Annotated in this window: 14 protein-coding genes; 4 read left to right on the forward strand and 10 right to left on the reverse strand. The window is 70.8% G+C overall.

Features of this window, described 5'->3' with window-relative positions; genetic code table 11:
- Positions 1-32: 32 nt before the first annotated feature.
- From ACFE76_RS00330 to ACFE76_RS00350, 5 genes are all read right to left on the reverse strand, one after another.
- Positions 33-449, reverse strand: coding sequence for a cytidine deaminase (locus ACFE76_RS00330; RefSeq protein WP_375429736.1), 417 nt, complete (start codon positions 447-449; stop codon positions 33-35).
- Entirely contained in the window at positions 450-1754 is a 1305-nt protein-coding gene (locus tag ACFE76_RS00335) for an ABC transporter permease (protein WP_375429737.1), read from the reverse strand.
- Positions 1751-2956: an ABC transporter permease gene (locus tag ACFE76_RS00340; RefSeq protein WP_375429920.1), complete on the reverse strand. Its 1206-nt coding sequence runs from the start codon at positions 2954-2956 to the stop codon at positions 1751-1753. Before ACFE76_RS00340 ends, ACFE76_RS00335 begins: the two co-directional genes overlap by 4 nt.
- Positions 2929-4515, reverse strand: coding sequence for an ABC transporter ATP-binding protein (locus tag ACFE76_RS00345; protein ID WP_375429738.1), 1587 nt, complete (start codon positions 4513-4515; stop codon positions 2929-2931). Before ACFE76_RS00345 ends, ACFE76_RS00340 begins: the two co-directional genes overlap by 28 nt.
- Before the next feature lie 116 nt (positions 4516-4631).
- Positions 4632-5747 carry a BMP family protein gene (locus tag ACFE76_RS00350; protein ID WP_375429739.1) on the reverse strand — a complete coding sequence of 372 codons (1116 nt, stop codon included), beginning with the start codon at positions 5745-5747 and terminating at the stop codon, positions 4632-4634.
- 285 nt (positions 5748-6032) lie between these two features.
- On the opposite strand from ACFE76_RS00350, the gene ACFE76_RS00355 reads away from it, so the two are divergent.
- Complete coding sequence (locus tag ACFE76_RS00355) at positions 6033-6563, forward strand: hypothetical protein (RefSeq protein WP_375429740.1); 531 nt, start codon at positions 6033-6035, stop codon at positions 6561-6563.
- 18 nt (positions 6564-6581) lie between these two features.
- Here the strand turns inward: ACFE76_RS00355 and ACFE76_RS00360 are convergent, their stop codons facing one another.
- The 3 genes from ACFE76_RS00360 to ACFE76_RS00370 form a co-directional block, all read right to left on the reverse strand.
- Positions 6582-7805, reverse strand: coding sequence for an amidohydrolase (locus ACFE76_RS00360; protein WP_375429741.1), 1224 nt, complete (start codon positions 7803-7805; stop codon positions 6582-6584).
- A 214-nt stretch (positions 7806-8019) separates the two neighbouring features.
- Positions 8020-9600, reverse strand: a complete 1581-nt coding sequence (locus ACFE76_RS00365) for a methylmalonyl-CoA mutase (protein ID WP_375429742.1) — start codon at positions 9598-9600, stop codon at positions 8020-8022.
- Between the two features lie 34 nt (positions 9601-9634).
- Positions 9635-9763 carry a hypothetical protein gene (locus ACFE76_RS00370; protein ID WP_375429743.1) on the reverse strand — a complete coding sequence of 43 codons (129 nt, stop codon included), beginning with the start codon at positions 9761-9763 and terminating at the stop codon, positions 9635-9637.
- 29 nt (positions 9764-9792) lie between these two features.
- Here ACFE76_RS00370 and ACFE76_RS00375 point away from each other — a divergent pair, with 29 nt between their 5' ends.
- Positions 9793-11676 (forward strand): Na+/H+ antiporter, encoded by a 1884-nt coding sequence (locus ACFE76_RS00375; protein ID WP_375429744.1) that lies wholly within the window; start codon positions 9793-9795, stop codon positions 11674-11676.
- Positions 11677-11739: 63 nt separating this feature from the next.
- Here the strand turns inward: ACFE76_RS00375 and trpS are convergent, their stop codons facing one another.
- Entirely contained in the window at positions 11740-12774 is a 1035-nt protein-coding gene (gene trpS / locus ACFE76_RS00380) for a tryptophan--tRNA ligase (protein ID WP_375429745.1), read from the reverse strand.
- A 53-nt stretch (positions 12775-12827) separates the two neighbouring features.
- Entirely contained in the window at positions 12828-14168 is a 1341-nt protein-coding gene (locus ACFE76_RS00385) for a hemolysin family protein (RefSeq protein ID WP_375429746.1), read from the reverse strand.
- A gap of 177 nt (positions 14169-14345) precedes the next feature.
- On the opposite strand from ACFE76_RS00385, the gene ACFE76_RS00390 reads away from it, so the two are divergent.
- Entirely contained in the window at positions 14346-15506 is a 1161-nt protein-coding gene (locus ACFE76_RS00390; RefSeq protein WP_375429747.1) for a GNAT family N-acetyltransferase, read from the forward strand.
- 94 nt (positions 15507-15600) lie between these two features.
- Entirely contained in the window at positions 15601-16917 is a 1317-nt protein-coding gene (locus ACFE76_RS00395; RefSeq protein WP_375429748.1) for a UDP-glucose dehydrogenase family protein, read from the forward strand.
- Positions 16918-16925: the final 8 nt, after the last annotated feature.

Genomic DNA, 16925 nt, shown 5'->3' on the forward strand with positions numbered 1-16925 from the left:
GGGAGTTCCTCTGGGTTCGGGGTGATCGGGGTTCAGCCGGGTGCGTGCGGGTGGCGCTCGACGGAGTCCAGCTCGGCGGCGCCGAAGGCCTGCGGCAGCACCTCGGTCATCGGCACCACCCCGCGGGGCGTGTCGACCAGCAGGTCGGGGCCGCCGTTCTCCCAGAGCAGCTGGCGGCAGCGGCCGCACGGCATCAGCGCGGCGCCAGTCTTGTCGACGCAGGCGAAGGCCACCAGCCGGCCGCCCCCGCTGGCGTGCAGGGCCGACACCAGCCCGCACTCGGCGCAGAGCGCTACCCCGTACGCGGCGTTCTCGACGTTGCAGCCGGTCACCACCCGCCCGTCGTCGACCAGCGCGGCGGCGCCGACCTGATAGTCGGAGTAGGGCGCGTACGCGAGGGCGGTCATCGCGCGGGCCTGCTCGCGGAGCCCCGCCCAGTCGACGTCCACCTACTTCTCGTACGGGATGCCGTCGGCGGCGGGCGGGCGGACCCGCCCGACCAGTCCAGCGACGGCGATGATGGTGGCCACGTACGGCAGGATCAGCAGGAACTGGCTGGGCATCGGCGTGCTGAGGGTCTGCAGCTGCGAGGCCATCTGGGTGACGAAGCCGAAGAACAGGCACATCAGGGTGGCCAGTACCGGACGCCAGCGGCCCATGATCACCGCGGCGAGGGCGATGAAGCCGTTGCCCACGGTGAACTCCTTCGAGAACGACCCGGTGGAGGCCAAGGTGAAGAACGACCCGCCGAGCCCGGCGAAGAGCCCGCCCGCCAGCACGGCCGACCACCGGATGGCCAGCACGTTGATGCCGATGGTGTCGACCGCTTCCGGGTGCTCACCGGTGGCGCGGACCCGGAGCCCCCAGGTGGTGCGGTAGAGCAACAGCCAGACCACCACCACCGAGATGGCCGCCAGGTAGGCCAGCACCGACTGCGAGAACAGCACGGCGCCGAAGAACGGGATCCGCTCCAGGCCGGGGATCGGTAACGCCTCCAGCACCGGGGCGGCGTTGTAGGTGTCGGAGGCGGGCTGCACCAGCTGGTCGAAGAGGAAGCCGGTGATGCCGACGGCGAGCAGGTTGAGCACGACGCCGAGCACGACCTGGTTGACCAGGTAGTTGATCGAGAACAGGGCCAGCAGTGCGGCCATGGCCAGCCCGGCGACCACGGCAGCGACCATGGCGGCCGGCACCGAGTGGGTCAGGCTGCCGACGACCGCGGCAGCGAAGGCCGCGGCCAGGAACTGGCCCTCGATCGAGACGTTGACCACCCCGGCCCGTTCGCAGAGCACGCCGCAGAGCGCCCCGAAGACCAGCGGCGTGGCCAGCGACAGCGTGCCGGCGAACTGGTTGCTGACCGGGAACGGCAGGTCGCGACCGGCGGCGGCCCAGGTGAGGAAGCCGACGATGACGGCGACCCCAGCCACGACCCCGGCCAGTGCCGGCAGCCGCCCCCGCATCCGGCCCGAGAGGAAGCCGGCTGCGGCCAGCAGGCAGACGACGGCGCAGACCGCGACGGTCCCCAGACCGGGCACCGACACGGTCGGCAGCTGCACCTCGTCGAACGCGTTGGACAGGGCGAACCGGGCCGCCCCGGACGTGGAGGCCAGGCTGACCAGCAGCAGGACGCCGACCACCCCGATCAGCGCACCGGTGGACAGCCGCTGCCGGCGCTTCTCGCGGGACTCGACCCGGCCCGACTCCTCCGGTGCGGGCTCACCGGTGCCGGCGGTCGGGCGGACAGCCGTGCTCACGCCAGACCTCCCTCAGCCGCCGGACCGACGGGACGCAGCTTGCGCCCCCGCAGGAACGGCAGCAGCTTGGCGATCAGCGCGGGCGCGGCCACGAAGAGCACGATCAGCGCCTGCAGGGCGGTGGTCAGGGTGAGCGGGGTCTGGGCGACGCTCTGCATCGCGAGGCCGCCCGCGTGCAGCGCCCCGAAGAGCAGTCCGGCCAGCACGATGCCGAGCGGCTTGGAGCGGCCGAGCAGGGCAACGGTGATGGCGTCGAAACCGACCGAGCCGACGATCCCGGCTGACAGCGGCACCGGCACCCCGGAGGCGCTCGGTCCGAGCGCGGCCTGCACGCCGGCCAGTCCAGCCAGCGCGCCGGCGACCGACATGGTGATGATCGTGGTCCGGGCGACGCTCATTCCCGCGGTCGCGGCGGCGTGCGGGTTGGCTCCGACGGCGCGGATGGCGAAGCCGGTGGTGGAGCGGTCGAGCAGCCACCAGACCCCGACCGCGGCCAGCAACGCGACGAGGAAGCCGAGGTGCAGCTGGCCACCCTCGAGCCGCGGGAAGGTGGCGTTCCAGTCGACGACGGGCGAGATCGGGTCGGTCCGGCCGGGCCGCCGGAACGCCGCCGTGGTGAGCAGGTAGCCCAGCACGCCGGCGGCGACGTAGTTCATCATGATGGTCACGATCACCTCGTGCGCGCCGGCCCGGGCCTTGAGCCAGCCCACCACACCACCCCAGACGCCACCGCCGAGCAGGCCGCCGAGCAGGGCGACGAGCAGGTGCAGACCAGGCGGGAGGTGCCAGCTGAAGCCGATGTACGCGGCCACGATCGCGCCCAGGATCGCCTGGCCCTGAGCCCCGATGTTGAACAGGCCGGCGCGGAACGCGAGACCGACTCCGAGGCCGGCGCAGATCAGGGGCGCGGCCTGGGCCGTGGTCAGGGTGAGCGGGCCGTAGCCGCCGATGGCGCCCTTGACCAGCGCGGCGTACGCACCGCCGACCTTGTCCGCCGACGCGTTCAGCGCGTCGGACGGGCGGGCGAAGAAGTAGGTGAACGTTCGCCGCACCTCGGTGTCGGAGACGATCATCAGCACGGCCCCGACGGCGAAGGCGAGCACGAACGCGGCGAGCGTCGTGACGACCTCGGTCCAGGGGATCCGACTGGAGGGGCGTTGCGTCCCGGTGCTGCTCACCGCTGCTCCCCATACGTGGAAGATGCCGTCGTGGGCCTGTCGCCCGCCGGCGAAGCGGCTCCGGCCAGCGCCTCCTCGGTCGGCACCCCGGCCATCATCAGCCCGAGCACCTCGCGTGAGGTGTCCGGCGGGACGATGCCGACGATACGGCCGCGGTACATCACGGCCACCCGGTCGGCGAGCGCCGCCACCTCGTCCAGCTCGGTGGAGACGATCAGCACGGCCGTGCCGCGGTCGCGCTCGGTGACCAGCCGGCGGTGCAGGAACTCGATGGCGCCGACGTCGACGCCACGGGTCGGCTGGCTGGCGACCAGCACGGACAGCGGCCGGGAGAGCTCGCGGGCCAGCACCACCTTCTGCTGGTTGCCACCGGACAGCGACCCGACGGGCGAGTCCACCGACTGGGTCCGGATGTCGAACTCCGCGACCCGCTCCTCGGCGTTCTGCCTGATCCGGGGCAGGTCCAGCGCGATGCCCTTGGCGAACGGGGCCTCGTCGGCGTGGTTGAGCACGAGGTTCTCGGCGACGCTGAAGCTGCCGACGAAGCCGTCGGTCTGCCGGTCCTCGGGCACGAAGCCGACGCCCGCGCGGATCGTGTCGTGCGGTGAGCCCAGCGGCATCGGACGGCCGTCGAGCAGCACCCGGCCGGCGGTGACCGGGGCGGTGCCGAGCAGGGCCTCGGCCAGCTCGGTCTGCCCGTTGCCCTGGACGCCGGCGACGCAGACGATCTCGCCGCCCGCGACGGACAGGTCGAGCTCGCGTACGGCCAGCGCGCCGTTCGGGCTGGCGACGGAGACCCTTTCGAGCACCAGCCGGGGCTCGGCGCTGCGCCGCGCCGGCTCCTTCGCCACGACCAGGTTGACCGCACGACCGACCATCAGCTCGGCCAACGAGGTCTCGGAGTCGGTCGGTCGGGCGGTGCCGACGACCTGGCCGCGTCGGAGAACGGTGATCCGGTCGGCGATCGCCCGTACCTCGCGCAGCTTGTGGGTGATGAACACGATGGCCTTGCCCTCGTCGCGCAGCGACCGCATCACCGCGATCAGCTCGTCGATCTCCTGCGGGGTGAGGACGGCGGTCGGCTCGTCGAAGATCAGGTACTTCGCGTCGTTGGCGAGCGCCTTGAGGATCTCGACCCGCTGCTGGACTCCCACCGGCAGGTCCTCGACCAGGGCGTCCGGGTCGACGTCGAGGCGGTAGCGGGCCGACAGCTCGCGGACGGTACGCCGGGCGGCGCGCATGTTGAGCAGCCCGCCGCCGTCCCGGCCCAGGGCAAGGTTCTCGGCGACGGTGAAGACGTCGACGAGCATGAAGTGCTGGTGCACCATCCCGATCCCGGCGGCGATCGCCTCCTTGGGACTGCGGTAGGTCTGCGGCCGGCCGTCGACGCTGATCTCGCCCTCGTCGGGCTGCAGCAGCCCGTAGAGGACGTTCATCAGCGTGGACTTGCCCGCGCCGTTCTCCCCCAGCAGGCAGTGGATCTCCCCCGGCACGACGTCGAGGTCGATGCTGTCGTTCGCCACCAGGGACCCGAAGCGCTTGGTGATGCCCCGCAGGCGCAGGCCCGAAACGGCGTCGGTCACCGGGGGTCCTTCCGAATCGTCGTGGGCGGGCGGAAGACCGGGTAGACCTGAGCCGCGACTACCCGGCTCAGGTCTACCCGATATCAGCTGAGGAGGGGTCAGCTGAGGATCTCAGCTCAGGAGCTCGGCTGGGACTTGGACTCGATGGTGATCTTGCCCGAGATGATGTCGGCCTTGATCGTGTCGATCTCGGTCTTCAGCTCAGCCGGGACCTTGGAGTCGAAGTCGTGGTACGGCGCCAGGCCCGTTCCGTCGTTGTCCAGGGTGCCCACGAACGGGTCGTTGGAGAAGCTGTCGTCCTTGGCCGCCTTGATCACGTCGGCCACGGCCACGTCCATGCCCTTGTAGACGCTGGAGATGAGCTGCGGGCAGTAGGTCTCGGCGCTGACGCAGCCGTCGGTGTCCACCCAGATCGAGTTGACCTTGCCGCTGCTGGCCTTCGCCGACTGCAGTGCGCCGATACCGGCAGGACCGGCCACCGGAAAGATGATGTCGGCGCCCTGGCTGATCAGGTTCTGAGCGGTGCGCTGGCCACCCTTCTGGTCCTCGAAGTCACCGACGAACTGACCGTCCTGCTTGGCGGTGTCCCAGCCGAGCACCTGGACGTCCGCCCCCTTCTGCTTGTTGTAGTACTGCACGCCCTGGGCAAAGCCGTCCATGAAGACCGTCACCGTGGGAATCTTCAGGCCGCCAAAGGTTCCGACCTTCTTGGTCTGGGTGGTGCCAGCGGCAAGGTAGCCCGCGAGAAAGCTCGACTGAGCCGTGTTGAAGACCAGCGGCTTGATGTTCTTGACCTTGGCGTACGCCGGGTCGTTGTTGTCCACGATCGCGAACTTGACGTTGGGGTTGGCCTTCGCAGCAGCAAGGGTGGTGTCGCCCAGCTTGAAGCCGACGGTCACGATGATGTTGCACTTCGCATCGAGCATCGACTTGACGTTGTTCGCGTAGTCGGCGTCGTCCTTGGACTCCACCTCACCGGTCTGGATGCCGAGCTCGGACGCCGCGTCGGTCATGCCCTTGTACGAGGTCTGGTTGAACGACTTGTCGTCGAAGCCACCCGAGTCCGAGACCATGCAGGCCTTGAAGTCGGAGGTGGCGGCGCTGGCGCTGCCGCTGGTGCTGCCGCTCGGGGCGGCCGAGGGGCTCTCGGTGCCGGGTGCCTGGGCACAGCTGGCCAGGGTCAGCAGCAGCGCAGCGCTGAGCGCTGGGCCGACGAACAACGACTTCTTCACCGATAGCCTCCAAAGTAGGTTGTTGCCTTACAGGCATGCTGAGGCCACCGACTCGTGCGGCCTGCCGGCGAACCTCGCTTGGCACACACTAGCCGCCAAGGATGGGGGACTGACCCACTCCGCCCCGCGCTCGGATCTTTGTGTCGCACCGCCGTTCTGCCTCACTGGCTGTCAGCAGCTGCGCCACACTTACGAGCCGCGCCGACCTAGCGCCGCCACAGCGGATGTGGTCCACTTGGCGTCCGACACCGGAGAGTCCGAAGTCACAGTAAGAAACGGAGCTTCATGAACCGTCTCCTCTTCGCTCTCGCCACACCGCTGGCCACAGGAGTGATCATGGCCGGAACGCTCGGAGCCACTCCGGCCGAGGCTGCCACCAAGTGCGAGGGCGGGACGGGCTCCGGCCGGTGTATCACGGTCACTAAGGTGAAAAAGCACACCAAGGTCGTGGAATCGGTGCCCCTGGAAAACCGCTCCAGCAAGAAAGCCACGCTGTACTGCTCTTTCACCAAGACAATCTCACAGTCGATCACGGCCTCGCAGAGCGTGAGCGGGTCAGTCAAGATTAGTGTCTTCAAGGTCGTCGACCTGTCGACGTCTATCGAAGTTTCGAGGTCGCTCACCCAGACGGCGACCCAGGCCACGTCAGCGGGCGGCTCGGTGGAGCTTGACCCGCACGAGAGTGTCACGTGCCAGCGCACCTACGGCTACGTCAGCGCCAACGTCAAGCAGGTTGACTACACGAGCAAGAAGAGCGAGACGAAGAAGTACACCGTCAAGGTCCCCGTCTCCTTGGGAGTGCGGATCGTCGACTGATCCTGCTTCGACCAACACCTAGATCCCGGGCCGCTCCGCCGAGGAAGCCACGTCGGCGAGGACCTTCAGCCCGACCGGGATGCACGCCTCGTCGGCCACGAACCCCGGCTGGTGGATGTCGGGGCACGACGCCGCCCCGACCGGCCGGACGCCGAGCCGCGCGAGCGCACCCGGCACCTGCTGCAGCATCCAGGAGAAGTCCTCACCACCGAGCGACTGCTCCGTGGCGGTCACCCCGTGCGGACCGAGCATCTCCTCGGCGGCGCGGGTCAGCCGGCGGACGCCACGGACGTGGTTGACCGCGGGCGGTACGCCGTCCTGGACCTCCACCTCGACCTCGACCCCGAACGGGCGGACCACCTGGGCGACGAGCTCGGGCACGAGCTGCTTGGCCGCGGTCCAGCCGGGCACGTCGAGGGCGCGCAGGGTGCCCTCGATCTCTCCCGAGCTGGGGATGGCGTTGGCGACCGAGCCGGCCGAGATCCGGCCCCACATCAGCGACACCCCGCTGCGCGGGTCGACCCGGCGCGACAGCAGCAGCTGCATCTCGGTGGCCAGCGCGCCGAGCGCGCCGACGACGTCCTGGGTGAGGTGCGGCCGGGAGGTGTGGCCGCCGGTACCGGTCAAGGTGACCTTCACCTGGTCGACTGCGGAGGTGATGGGGCCGGACTTGAGCGCGATCCGGCCCACGTCGGTCCGCGGGTCGCAGTGCAGCGCGTAGACCTCCGTCAGGTCGCTCAGCACCCCACCCTCGATCGCGTCGACCGCTCCGCCGGGGTTGGTCTCCTCGGCCGGCTGGAAGATCAGCCGGACGCCACGGGTCAACAGCTCGGCGTCCCGGAGCCGGCTGAGGGTGAGCCCGACCCCGAGCAGGATGGCGGTGTGCACGTCGTGGCCGCACGCGTGCGCGACGCCGGCGTTGACGGAGGCGAAGTCGAGGCTGGTGCGCTCGGCGATCGGCAGCGCGTCAATATCGGCGCGCAGCCCGACCAGGCCGTCGGCGTAGTCAAAGCCCTTGGGTAGCACGTCGCACCACGCTCCGGTGCCGACCGGCAGCACCTTGGCCACCAGGCCGGCGCGCTCCAGGGTGTCCACGATCAGGTCGGTCGTCCGGTGCTCGCGGTGGCCGATCTCGGGATGGGCGTGGATGTCGCGGCGGAGCACCACGAGCCGGTCGTGGAACTCGTCGGCGGCCCGGTCGATCAGGGCGCGTCGGAGACCGTCGCTCGGGGTGGAAGACATCCGAGACAGTCTCGCACGGCACTGTGGGCGAGCCGGTGCGTTCGCGCGTTCGTTAACGCAACCTTCACGGCTCCGAAGCGAGTCGCTCGGTCCGGCAGGATGGCCCGGTGAGCGGTTGCCCCGGCTCGCCCTGAAAATCGACCCCGAAAGCCCGCAATCGGCATCCGAGCCGCGATTTAGGCGTTCTCGGGGTTGATTTCCAGGGCGGAGCATCCTAGAAGAACTCGGTCGGGTGGTAGACGCCCCAGACCTCCCGCAGCGCGTCGCAGACCTCGCCGACCGTGGCCCGCGCGGCGAGGGCTTCCTTCATCGGCCAGAGCACGTTGTCGCTGCCCCGCGCGGCCGCCTGCAGCCGGGCCAGGGCGCGGGCGACCGCCTCACCGTCGCGTTCGGCCCGCAGCCGGACAAGCCGGGCCGACTGCTCGGCCTCGATCGCCGGGTCGACCCGCAGCGGCTCGTACGGCTCCTCGGTGGCGGACGCAAAACGGTTCAGTCCCACGATCACCCGGTCGCCGGCGTCGATGGAGCGGGTGACCTCGTACGCCGAGCGTTCGATCTCGGACTTCTGGAAGCCCTCCTCGATCGCGGTCACCGCGCCGCCGAGCTCGGCCACGGCGTCCATCAGCCGGACGATCTCGGCCTCCAGGTCGTCGGTCAGCGACTCGACCACGAACGAGCCGGCGAAGGGGTCGACGGTCGCGGTCACGTCCGTCTCGTACGCGAGCACCTGCTGGGTCCGCAGCGCGAGCCGGGCGGCCTTGGCGCTGGGCAGGGCGAGCGCCTCGTCGTAGGAGTTGGTGTGCAGCGACTGCGTGCCGCCCAAGATGGCGGCGAGCGCCTGGACGGTGACCCGGACCAGGTTGACCTCGGGCTGCTGGGCGGTCAGCTGCACGCCGGCGGTCTGGGTGTGAAAGCGCAGCATCGCCGACTTGGGGTCCTGGGCGCCGTACGTGTCGCGGACCAGCCGGGCCCAGATCCGGCGGGCGGCCCGGAACTTGGCCACCTCCTCCAGCAGGGTCGTCCTGGCCACGAAAAAGAAGGAGAGCCGCGGCGCGACCTGGTCGACGGTCAGCCCGGCGGCCAGCGCCGCGTCGAGGTAGGCGATCCCGTCGGTGAGGGTGAATGCGACCTCCTGCGCGGGCGTCGCCCCGGCCTCGGCCATGTGGTAGCCCGAGATCGAGATGGTGTTCCACCGGGGCAGCTCGGTGGCGCAATAGGCGAAGGTGTCGCTGACCAGGCGTAACGACGGCGCGGGCGGATAGATGTAGGTCCCGCGGGCGATGTACTCCTTGAGCACGTCGTTCTGGATCGTGCCGGTCAGCGCCGTCGGATCGGCCCCCTGCTCCTCGGCCACCAGCTGGTAGAGCAGCAGCAGCACCGCGGCGGGGGCGTTGATGGTCATCGACGTCGACACCTCGGCCAACGGGATGTCGGCGAACAGCAGCCGCATGTCCTCGATCGAGTCGATCGCCACCCCGACCTTGCCCACCTCGCCGGCGGCCAGCGGCGCGTCGGAGTCCATCCCCATCTGGGTCGGCAGGTCGAACGCGACGCTCAGTCCCGTGGTGCCGTGGCTGATCAGCTCAAGGTAGCGCGCGTTCGACTCCCGCGCCGTGCCGAAGCCGGCGTACTGGCGCATCGTCCACGGCCGGGTCGTGTACATCGAGGCATAGATGCCGCGCGTGTACGGGAACCGCCCGGGCTCACCGAGCGCCGCCGCTGGGTCGAAGCCGGCCAGCGCCTCGGGGCCGTAGACGGGCTCGAACGGCGTCCCGGACTCGGTTGACCTCGCCATGGCGACCATCCTCCCCTGCCGTCGGTGAACCGGCTCAGCGGCGGGTGGCGCCGAGGACGACAGCTGACATCTCGAGCCGCAGGTCCGCCGGGCCGATCGCCATGGTCGCGATCCTGCCCACGGACAGCGCCGGCGGTGAGCCCTGGGCGAACGAGGTCGTCACATCGGGGCGCAGGGTGGAAGGGTGACCGAGTGCACATCGCCCTGACCCTGCTCGCGATCGTCGCCTCGGTGCTCGTGATCACCGCGGTCGCGGAGCGGATCCGGTTCTCCGCGCCGCTGCTGCTGATGCTCGTGGGGATCGGGGCCGGCTTCGTCCCGTTCATCCACGAACCCCGGCTGACGCCCGAGCTGGTGCTGGTCGGCTTCCTGCCGCCGCTGCTCTACGCGGCCGCCATCCGCTCGTCGGTGATCGAGTTCCGGGCCAACCTGGCCTCGATCGGCTTCCTCTCGGTGCTGCTCGTGGTCATCACCGCGCTCGGCATCGGGCTGATCACCTGGTTGGTGCTGCCCGTCAGCTTTCCGGTCGCCTTCGCCCTCGGCGCGGTGGTGGCGCCGCCCGACGCGGTGGCGGCGACCTCCATCGCCCGCCGGATCGGGCTGCCGCGCCGGGTGGTGACGCTGCTGGAGGGCGAGTCGCTGCTCAACGACGCGACCGCCATCACCTGTCTCCGGGTGGCGATCGCCGCCATCGGCGGTGCGTTCAGCGTCGGTGACGTCGCCATCAGCTTTGCGGTGGCCGCGATCGGTGGGGCGGCGGTCGGCGTCGCGGTGGCGTTTGTCGGGGGCCGGATCCGGCGCCGGGTGACCAACCCGGTCTTCGACACGGCGATCTCGCTGCTGGTGCCCTTCGTGGCCTACCTGCCCGCCGAGCAGCTCGGTTTCGGCGACGCGCACGGGTCGGGCGTGATCGCCGTGGTGACCGCCGGGCTGCTGCTGGGGCACAAGTCACCGGTCATCCAGAGCGGCCAGTCGCGGCTGGCTGAGCGGGTCAACTGGGCGACGATCCAGTTCCTGCTCGAGAACACCGTCTTTCTGCTGATCGGGCTGCAGGCGCACGGGCTGATCGTCGCGCTCCGCAGCGACGACACCCTCTCGGGGCTGCGGATCGGCCTGTTCTGCGCGGCGGTGCTGGCCGGGGTGATCGTGCTGCGCCTCGTCTTCGTGGCGCTGGCGCGCGTCGTTCTCTTCCGCCGGACCGACGACGCCGACTCCCCGCCCTGGGGCGAGTCGCTGGCCCTGGGCTGGGCGGGGCTGCGCGGCGTGGTCACCCTGGCCGCCGCGTTCTTGATCCCCGAAGGCGTCGAGCACCGCGACGTGCTGGTCTTCTCCGCGCTGGTGGTCACTGCCGGCACACTGCTCATCCAGGGGCTGACGCTGCCCGCGCTGGTCCGGGTGCTGCAGCTGCGCGGACCGGACGCGCGGTCGGACGCACTGCAGGCCGCCACCGTGCTGCAGACCGCCAGCAACGCCGGACTTGCCTCGCTCGACCAGTTGACCGGCCCTGACGACGCCCCCGAGACGGTCAAGCTGGTCCGGGACCGGATCGCCGGCCGGCCCGACGCGCTGTGGGAACAGCTCGGCGCCGGACGGGGCAATGACGAGACTCCGGCCGAGCAGTACCGGCGGCTCCGACTGGCCACCATGCGGGCCGAACGCAACGAGGTGCTCAAGATCCGGTCCAGCGGCACCGTGGACCACGACGTGATCGAGCAGGTACTGGCGGCGTTCGACATCGAGGAGTCGATGCTGACCATCGCCACCGAACGGGCCGACCGGCTCAGCAGCGACCAGAGCGTCGCCACCCCGATCGACCCGAGCGGCAGCTGCCGCCACCTCGAGGCAGCCCCCACGGACGTCACACCGCTCTCCCCCAGCTGTGAGGACTGCGTCCGCGAAGGCACCCGGCCGGTGCACCTGCGGCGCTGCCTCAGCTGCGGCAACGTCGGCTGCTGCGACTCCTCGGTCGGCCGGCACGCCGAGCGGCACCATCACCAGACCCACCACCCGGTGATGCGCAGCCACGAGCCCGGTGAGTCCTGGCGCTGGTGCTACGTCGATGAACGCCTGGGCTGAGCTTTCGCCGACTTGTCAGCGTCAGTGGTCGCCAGAGCAGCCACTCACGCTGACAAGTCGGGTTCAGATCCGGGGCTGGACCAGGCCGATCTTGCGGTAGACCTCGGCCACCGTGGCGCTGGCGACCGCGCGGGCGCGGTCGGCGCCGTCAGCGAGGATGGCCTGCAGCTCGGTCCGCTCCCCCATCAGCTCCAGCGTCCGCTCCCGGTACGGGGTCGCGAACGCGGTGACCGCGTCGGCGACGGCCCCCTTGAGGTCGCCGTAGCCGCGTCCGGCCAGCTCCTTGACGAGCACCTCGACGCTCGTGCCGGTGAGGGCGGAGAGGATGGTCAGCAGGTTCGCCACGCCCGGCTTGCGCTCCTCGTCGAACTCGATCTCGCGCTCGGAGTCGGTGACGGCGGACCTGATCTTCTTGATGTTGACCTTCGGCTCGTCGAGCAGCTCGACGATGCCGCTCGGGGAGGACGAGGTCTTGCTCATCTTCGCGCTCGGGTCGGCCAGGTCGGCGATCCGACCGACCGAGGGCAGGATGTGCGGCTCGGGCACCACGAACGTCGTGCCGTGCCGGCCGTTGAAGCGAACGGCCAGGTCGCGGGTGAGCTCGAGGTGCTGGCGCTGGTCCTCCCCGACCGGGACCCGGTCGGCCTGGTAGAGCAGGATGTCGGCCGCCATCAGCACGGGATAGGTGAACAGGCCGACGTTGGTGGCGTCGGCGCCGAAGCGGGCCGACTTGTCCTTGAACTGGGTCATCCGGGACGCCTGGCCAAAGCCGGTCATCGTCGCCAGCACCCACATCAGCTGGGTGTGCTCGGGTACGTGGGACTGCAGGAAGACCGTCGAACGCTGCGGGTCGACGCCGGCGGCCAGCATCTGGGCGGCACTGCGCAGGCTGCGGTCGACCCGTACCGCCGGCTCGGCCTCGACGGTCAGCGCGTGCAGGTCGGCGACGCCGTAGAACGCGTCGTGGTCGTCCTGCAGCGGCACCCACTGGCGCAGCGCCCCGAGGAAGTTGCCGAGGTGCAACGAGTCGGCGGTGGGCTGGGCCAGGGAGAGGACCCGCGGCAGGCCGGCCCGGTCGGAGACAGACATGGCGACCATCCTGTCACGCGGCGGCGCCGGGTCCCCGCCGCTTGTGAACGGACACCACCCTCCTACACGGGCATCGGGTGCAGCTCGCCGCCGTCGACCCGGTGCACGACGAACGTGGCCGCCCGACGTCCGTCCAGCTCGGCGACCTTCATCTCGAGCGCCGTCATCTCGTCCTCGCCAGCGTCCACCCGCTGCACCTCGGCCTGGATCACCGCGCCGACCTGCGGCAGCTGGCCCAGCTGGGCCATGAAGTACCCGGCCACGGTGTCGTAGGGGCCCTCCGGCAGCTCAAAACCGGTCCGTTCGCCAAACTCGTCCAGGGTGAGCAAACCGTCGATGGTCAGGTCGCCGAGGACTCCCGGCGGCGGCTCCGTGGCCACCACGTCGTACTCGTCGGTGATGTCGCCGACCAGCTCCTCGACGAGGTCCTCCATGGTCACGATCCCGGCCGTGCCGCCGTACTCGTCGAGCACGATCGCGAGGTGGGAGGTCGTCCGCCGCATCTCGCTCAAGGCGCGCAGCACCCGGACCGTGTCCGGCATCGACAGCACCGGCCGGGTGACCTCCGAGATCGGGGTGGTGCGGGTGCTCACGTCGGGGTCGAGCAGGTCGCGGACGTGCACGAAGCCGAGGATGTCATCGGCCGACTCCCCCGTGACCGGATAACGCGAGTGGGGCGACTTGTGCAGCTCGCGGACGGCCCGGTGCGCCGGCATCGCGCCGGGCAGGAAGTCGACCTCGGTGCGGGGCACCATCACTTCACGCAGGCCCCGCTCGCCGGCGGCGAAGACGTCGTCCACGATCCGCCGTTCCTCATCGCCCAGGGTGCTCGAGCCCGAGACCATGGCCCGGATCTCCTCATCGCTCACCTCCTCGCGGCCGGCCTTCGGGTCACCGCCGAGAATGCGCACGACGACGTTGGTGGACGCGCCGAGGAACCAAATGACAGGCCGGGCACACCAGGCGATCCGGTCGACCAGGGGAGCCAGCAGCAGGGCCACGCTCTCGGCCCGCTGCAGCGCCAGCCGTTTGGCGGCGAGCTCGCCGAGCACGATCGAGGCGTAGGAGATCACGACGGTGATCAGCACCAGCGCGATCGTGTCTGCCGCCGTGGGCACCAGACCCAGCCGCTGCAGCACCGGTGAGAGGTCGTCGGCCAGCGTTGCGGCCCCGAAGGCCGCCGAGAGGAAGCCCGACAGGGTCACCCCGACCTGGACGGCACTGAGAAACCGGTTGGGGTTGGCCGTGAGCCGGGCGATGGTCTGACCACGCTTGCCGCGGTGGGAGAGCTGACGGATCTGGCTGTCGCGCAGCGAGACCAACGACATCTCAGCGGCCGCGAAGACGCCGCCGACCATGATGAAGACGAGGATCAGGACGACGTTGAGGATGACGCCGTTCACGCCAGCCCTCCGTCCGCTCCGGGGTTCGCGGGCGACGGGTCGGCGTACGTGGGGGAAGGGACACCGAGGGAGCCCCGGCGTCTATGCACGGCGCAATCCTAAGTGGCGGCGGGGACGGGTGCCACTTGGTGGCCGAACTCGGTTGCCGGACGGCGGGAGCCCGCATTGGATGAGGCCATGGCTGCCGACCCGGACCCCGCTCGCGATGCCCCTGAGGCCGTCGGCGCCGTCGGCCGGTTCCCCGAGGACGTACCTGTGCTGGTGGACGCGGCGGCCGGGGTGATCCTGCGGGCGCTGAGCCGCAGCGACCTGCCGCGGGTCGTCGAACAGTGCCGCGACCCGGAGATGATCCGCCGGACGACCGTCCCGACCCCGGAAGGCGGGTACGCGATGGCTGACGCCGAGCGGTTCCTCGCGGCGGTGGCCGACGGCTGGCGTAGTGGCGAACGGCTCAGCTGGGCCGTCGAGGACCAGACCAGCCCGGGCACGTTCTGCGGCTCCATCGCCCTGATCGACCGCGGTAGCGGGCTGGGCGAGGTGGGCTTCGGCCTGCACCCCGACGCTCGCGGGCGGCACCTGATGAGCCCGGCCGTCCGGCTGGTCCGCGACCACGCGTTCGACGTCCTCGGACTGACGGCGCTGCGCTGGCGGGCGGTGGTCGGCAACTGGGGTTCTCGTCGGGTCGCCGCGGCGGCGGGCTTCCGGTACGAGGGGACGGTCCGGCGGCTGCTGGACCACCGGGGCGAGTGGCACGACGGCTGGATCGCCACCTTGACCGCCGACGACCCGCGGACGGCGGTGCCGTGGCTCGACGTCCCCCGGCTGACCAGCGCCCGGCTGCGGCTGCGGCCGTTCGTCGAGACCGACGCGCCGCGGGTCGCCGAGGCGTGCGCCGACCCGCGGACCCAGCACTGGCTGGTCTCGCTGCCCCGCACCTACGGACTTCCCGAGGCCCTCGCGTACGTCGAGGCGACGCGGGAGGCGGCCGCTCGCGGCACGGGGATCCTCTGGTGCGTCGCGGACGCGACGGACGACCGGTGCGTCGGCTCGCTCGGGCTGGAAGGGTTGGGCGGCTACCACCGGCGGGCCGAGCTCGGCTACTGGAGCCACCCGGACGCGCGCGGCCGCGGTCTGACCACCGAAGCGGTCCGGATGGTGACGGAGTGGGCCGAGGGGGCCGGAGTGGTCGACTCGCTGATGATCCGCGCGGCTGCGGACAACCTGGCGTCTCGCCAGGTCGCGGAGGCGAACGGCTATCACGAGGCCGGCGTCCTGAGGCGGTCCGAGCCGTTGGCCGACGGCACGCTCGTCGACCTCGTCTCGTACGCGCGTCCCTGACGTCACCGGTGGTGGGCCCGGCAGTGCGATGATGCTCGGATGAGGCTGAGGGGATGACGCAGCGGGGCACGACGATGACGACGGGGGTCGGCCAGTGACGCTGCGGATCAGCGTCATCGGCACCAACTACCTGGGCGCCACCCACGCGGCCGGGATGGCGGAGTTCGGCCACCACGTGATCGGCGTCGACATCGACGACGACCGGGTCAAGATTCTCAACGCCGGCCAGTCCCACATCTACGAGGTGGGTCTGGAGCCGCTGCTCGAGCAGCACACGGCGTCCGGCCGGCTGCGCTTCACCACCGACTACACCGCGGTCGCCGACTGGGCCGACGTGCACTTCCTCGCCTTGGGCACGCCCTCCGGGCCGGACGGGGCCGCCGACCTCAGCCAGCTGCACGCCGCCGTGGACGCGCTCGGGCCGCTGCTCACCCGGCCGACGCTGGTGGTCGGCAAGTCGACCGTGCCGGTCGGGACGGCGGTCGCGCTGGAACAGCGGCTGCGCCGGCTCGCCCCGGCCGGCGACGGCGTCGAGATCGCCTGGAACCCGGAGTTCCTGCGCGAGGCGTCCGCGGTGGAGGACACGCTGCGTCCCGACCGGCTCGTCTTCGGCACCCACTCCGCGCCCGCGCTGCACCTCCTGGAGGAGGTGTACGCGATCCCGCTGACCGACCGCACCCCGGTGGTTCGCTGCGACCTGGCGACCGCGGAGCTGATCAAGGTCGCCGCGAACGCCTTCCTGGCCACCAAGATCAGCTTCATCAACGCCATGGCCCAGATGTGCCAGGCCGCCGGCGGTGACGTGACCCTGCTGGCGGACGCGATCGGTTACGACAAACGGATCGGCCGGGACTTTCTCAACGCCGGCCTCGGCTTCGGCGGCGGCTGCCTGCCCAAGGACATCGCCGCGCTGGCCGTCCGCGCCGACGAGCTGGGGGTCCACGTCCTCGGCAACCTGATCCACGCGGTCGAGGCGATCAACGACGGCCAGCGCGCCGAGGTCGCCGAGCTGGCGATCGCCCAGGCCGGCGGCGACGTGCACGGGCTCACCGTCGCCGTGCTGGGCGCGTCCTACAAGCCGGGGACCGACGACACCCGAAACTCCCCCGCGCTGACCGTCGCCGAGCTGTTGCACGCGCGCGGCGCTCAGGTCCGGGTCTTCGACCCCCAGGCCCGGCTGCCCACCCGCGACGGCTTCACCCAGGTCGCCAGCGTCGAGGAGGCCCTCCGCGACGCCGACATCACCCTGCACCTGACCGAGTGGCCGGAGTTCCGCCAGCTCGACCCGGTCGAGCTCGGCACCCTGGTCCGGCACAAGGTGATCATCGACGGCCGGCTCAAGCTGCACGTCCCCTCCTGGACCGACGCCGGCTGGAAGCTCGTCCAGATCGGCCGCGCCGCCACCCTCTAGCTCCGACT

Origin of the sequence: uncultured Friedmanniella sp. (assembly GCF_964244005.1) — a bacterium.
Taxonomy (GTDB): domain Bacteria; phylum Actinomycetota; class Actinomycetes; order Propionibacteriales; family Propionibacteriaceae; genus Microlunatus.